General features: G+C 68.1%; 3 protein-coding genes. 1 reads left to right on the top strand and 2 read right to left on the bottom strand.

The features are described 5' to 3' along the window. The coding region (locus tag VEY12_03355) for an FAD-dependent oxidoreductase (GenBank protein ID HYM39171.1) at positions 1-683 on the bottom strand (683 nt) is incomplete at its 3' end. A gap of 34 nt (positions 684-717) precedes the next feature. Then, positions 718-3,345, bottom strand: a complete 2,628-nt coding sequence (locus VEY12_03350; GenBank protein HYM39170.1) for a cation-translocating P-type ATPase — start codon at positions 3,343-3,345, stop codon at positions 718-720. Between the two features lie 103 nt (positions 3,346-3,448). On the opposite strand from VEY12_03350, the gene VEY12_03345 reads away from it, so the two are divergent. After that, positions 3,449-4,258, top strand: coding sequence for a VOC family protein (locus VEY12_03345; GenBank protein ID HYM39169.1), 810 nt, complete (start codon positions 3,449-3,451; stop codon positions 4,256-4,258). Positions 4,259-4,526 lie beyond the last annotated feature (268 nt).

Below are 4,526 nucleotides of genomic sequence, written 5' to 3'. Positions count from 1 at the left end.
TCCTTGAGGCCGATCGCCTCCGTGGATTCGTAGACGTGGACTCCGTGGTCCGCGAGGATCTTCTTCACGCCCTGCGCGTAGCGGAGAGCATTCACACCCGCCGTGTTCTTGTACCGCACCGCTCCCTTGAAGCCGACGGCGCCGACCACGGAGGTCAGTTCCTCTGCGCTGTAGCCCTGGACCTCGTAGCCCATGGACCGGCGGGCGGCGAGCTCGTCGCGGACCTCCTTGGGGCCGCCGCGGCCTTCCCCAAGGAAGAGACAGTCCTGCTGCTGGAGGTCCGCTTCGATCCCGTGTTCCCGGATGACCGAAGAAATCCGGTCGCATCCCCATTGGGCGCACTCCCACAGGTCCTTGGCCCCCTCCCGACCGTACCGCCGGAGAATCTGGGAGAGTTCGAGCTCGCTATCCGGCGTCAGGAAGCCTGCGCTCTTCCCCGTGGAACTCCCGCCGCAGATGTTCTTGTCGATGAGCGTCACGTCGAGGCCCTTGTCCATGAGCTGAAGGGCTGCGGCCAGGCCAGCCGCACCCGCGCCCACGATCAGGACGTCCGTCCGGGCGTCGCCCTTCAACGGAGGCTGGATCTTCAGCGGCGTTCCCATCAGGGTGGTGTACCACCAGTCTTGCAGGTACATGGTCGTGGCCCGAGCGTGCGGCCGGAGGCCGGAGGCTCCCGGTTGCATGCGCTAGCCCGAGGCGCCGTAAAAAGCCTGAGATTTAGGACGACCGCAGTCCCGCGGGCTCCGGAGGTCGAACGGGCACGAGCCACTTCCGGAGCTCAATCCAGAAGGTCCCCAGGAGGGCGAGGGCGAGCGCGAGGGCCCACTGGGGCGCCCCCAACGATGCGGTCCGGAGCACGGACTGCACGCCGGGTGTGAAGCTGGCGAAGAGCGCGAACAGGATCGCGGCGCCGCCCCAAATGATCATCAGGCGGTTCGAAAGCAACCCGAGCCGGACCAAGGGCTCGCGCTCTGACCGCAGGTTGAGCGCGAGGAAGACGTGGCCCAGGAGCCAGGTCACGAACGCGGTCGTCTGCGCCACGGCCAGGGTGGCGCCCGAGTAGTACGTGAATAGGTAGGCGCCGGAGACCGCGAGGAAGAGCCCCGCGGCGGAGGTGAAGATGCTCGCGACCATGGGACGGCTCATGAACCGTTCCTGCGGGTCCCGGGGCGGCTGCCGCATGAGATCCGATTCCGGCGGCTCCGCGACAAACGTGGCCGAGGCGGCGAGGTCCATGAACAGCTCGAGGACAATGAGCTGGATCGGCGCGAACGGGATCGGCACGCGGAGGAGGACGGGAAGGAGCGTGATGCCGACGACGGCCACCTTGCACGCGAGGTAGTAGCGCACCGCCTTCCGGAGGTTCGCGAAGAGGATGCGCCCCTCGCTCACCGCGCGCACGATCGTCGCGAAGTTGTCGTCCGCGAGGACGAGGTCCGCGGCCTCCCGCGCCACGTCGGTCCCGGTCTCTCCCATGGCGACCCCGATGTCCGCGGCCGCGAGTGCGGGTGCGTCGTTGATCCCGTCCCCGGTCACCGCGACGCGCTGCCCCGAGGACCGGAAGGCCTTCACGATCCGCAGCTTGTGCTCCGGCGTCGTGCGCGCGTACACGGACACGTCACGGATGACCTCCTGGAGCTTGGCGTCGGGAAGCGCGTCCAGTTCAGGTCCCGTGATCACGCGTCCACCGTCCAGGCCGATCTGCGCCGCGATCGCCTGGGCGGTGAGGGGATGGTCCCCCGTGACCATCACGGGGCGGACGCCCGCCGCGCGGCACGCGTCGATCGAGGGCTTGGCCTCGGGTCGTGGTGGATCCGAGAGGCCGAGCAGCCCCAGGAACACGAGGTCCGACTCGACTTGGGACGCGGGCAGGACGGTCCCGGGCACCCGCTTCTCGCCGAGCCCGAGCACGCGCTGCCCCGAGCCCGCAAGACCCGAGGCGGACGACAGGATCAGCAGGCGGTTCGCGTCCGTGAGCGGCACCACGCCATCTGCGGTCCATCGTTGGCTGCATGCGGCCAGGAGGGATTCCGGGGCGCCCTTGGCCACGACCCGCAGGCCGCCATCCTCCGAGCAGACCACGGACATCCGCTTCCGCTCGTTGTCGAACGAGTACTCGTCCCGCAAGGGATGGGCGTTCCGCAACGGACCCGCGGCGATCCCCGCGTCCTCGGCGGCGCGGAGCAGCGCGACCTCCAGGGGGTCCCCGTGTCCCGAGCCTCCGTCGAGGCTCGCGTCGTTGCAGAGGACGCCCGCCTCGAGCAGGGCGGCCTTCGCCCCCTCCGGGAAGAAGCGGGTCACCTGCATCCGGTTCTCCGTGAGCGTGCCCGTCTTGTCCGTGACGATGACCGTGACCCCGCCCAGGGTCTCCACGGCACGAAGCCGCTTGGCAATCGCGTGCTGCCGCGACAGGCGGAACGCGCCCAGGGCGAGGACCATGGTGATCAGGATGGGCAGCTCCTCGGGAATCGTGACGAAGGCCATGGAGAGCCCCGTGAGGACCATGGTCCGCGGGTCCTGGTTCGCGAGGAGCCAGCCCAGGAGCGGGACCAGGATGCTGAAGCCCACCGCGACGAAGACGAGGTACTTGGTCAGGTCCGCCATGGCCACCTGGAGAGGCGTCTTGGGCTCTTCGATCTCCTCGGCGAGGGCCGCGATCTTGCCCAGCTCGGTGCCCATGCCCGTCCCGACGACGACGGCGGTGCCTCGGCCTCGGACCACCGTGGTCCCCGCAAACACCAGGTTGCGACGCTCCGCGAGGGGCGTGGCCTCCGGGAGCACGGCGTTCGGATCCTTCTCGACCGGGACCGACTCTCCGGTCAGCGAGGCCTCGGTGACCGAAAGGCCTGCAGCCCCGATCAGCCGCGCGTCCGCGGGCACGCGGCGGCCCGCCTCGAGGACCAGGAGATCGCCCGGGACGAGCGCCTCGACGGGAATCTCCTCCCGCCTGCCACCGCGGATCACCGCGCCGGTGGGCTCCGCCAGATCGCGGAGCGCCTCGATGGCCCTGTGGGCCCGCTGCTCGTTGATCACCTCGACAGCCACCAGGGTGAAGATGATCGCGAAGATCGTGATCGCGTCCTCGAGTGTGCCCAGGACCGAGTACAGGACGCCCGTCACGAGCAGGAGCAAGATCATGGGCTCCCGGAGCTCCTCGGCGTACTCCTCCCAGAAGCCCTCGCGCTCCTTCTCCCGGAGGCGGTTCGGACCCTGTGTCGCCAAGCGATCCCGCGCTTCCGCGGGCGACAGGCCGCGGACGGGGTCGGCCCGCATCGCGGAGGCTGCTTCGGACGCGGAGAGCGTGTGCCACGGCCGGCCGTGCGCCGCGGGCGTCGCATCGGGCATGGGGTCGGAGCGGAAACCGCCTCGGGGTCTTAGCCCTTTGGCGGACGCGAAGTTTAACCGCCCCGGATGCGTGGGGACACGGGCCAAGGGGAGGCGGTCGTCGTTGGCGAAGATCGAGTCGCTCAGCCATGTCGGTGTGTTCGTGCGTGACCAGAAGAAGGCGAAGGAGTTCTACACGAAGAAGCTCGGCCTCGCGGTCCGCGCTTCCATCCCCAAGATGGGCTACCTGGCCCTCGGAGCCACGAAGGGCGGGAAGGATGCCAGCCTGAACCTCTGGCAGCCGACACGCGAGATGTGGGGTCCCGACTACGAGAACGCGCTCAAGCAAATCGGCGGGGTCACGGGCATCGGGTTCCTGACGACGAACTTGGCGAAGACTCTCGAGACGCTGAAAGCGAAGGGCGTGAAGGTGCAGGACCCGGGTGAAGAGGGCATGGCGACGGTCTTCGATCCCGACGGCAACGCCCTGTTCGTGTTCGAACCGCCCAAGCCCAAGGTGCGCCGCGCGGGCCTGCGCTCCCTGGAGTTCGTGACGATTGCGTCCCGCGACGCGAATCGGGCGGGCGAGTTCTTCACGAAGGCCTTGGGCATGAAGAGCAAGAAGCTGCCCCAGGAGGGGATGACCGAGTACCGGCTCACCCCGGGCGGCACGGCCCTGACGCCCTTCACGCCGAACCCGGAATTCTACAAGGACCCGAAGGACTTCGAGAACGACATGGCCCACATCGGGGAGAACACCTCGATCATGTTTTCCACGAAGGACATCTATGGGGTGCAGGACCGACTCACGGGCCGCGGCGTGCGCTTCCAAAAGAAGGCCGCGAAGGCGGAGTGGGGCGGGATCGACGCGGAGTTCCTCGACCCCGACGACAACCGGTACGCGCTGATCCAGGAGATGCCGGAGAACCGCTAGTGGTGCTGCGCTCGGTCGGGCCACGGCCCCATCTAGGCAGACGCCCTTCCCGACATCGCCTGGAGAATGGGCGCCTTACGAGGGTGCCAAGAACCGATGATTCTGGCGAAGCGCTTGTGGGACCGACGGCTCACATAGAATCTCCAATAGTCCGGATCCGCAGCGGCGCTCGGCAGATGGATTCTTCCGCAGGCAATCCCTAGGCTCTCTAGAATCTCGCGCAATCCCTCCAACTCGAGGCGACCTTTCTGTGCGAAATAGATGTACG

This window comes from Thermoplasmata archaeon, from assembly GCA_035632695.1.
GTDB lineage: Archaea > Thermoplasmatota > Thermoplasmata > RBG-16-68-12 > RBG-16-68-12 > RBG-16-68-12.
This window is presented reverse-complemented; position numbering and strand designations above follow the sequence as displayed.

Bases quoted from the DNA above. Each gene is read 5' to 3' on its own strand.
- VEY12_03350 (HYM39170.1), bottom strand. From the start codon at position 3,345: ATGCCCGATGCGACGCCCGCGGCGCACGGCCGGCCGTGGCACACGCTC.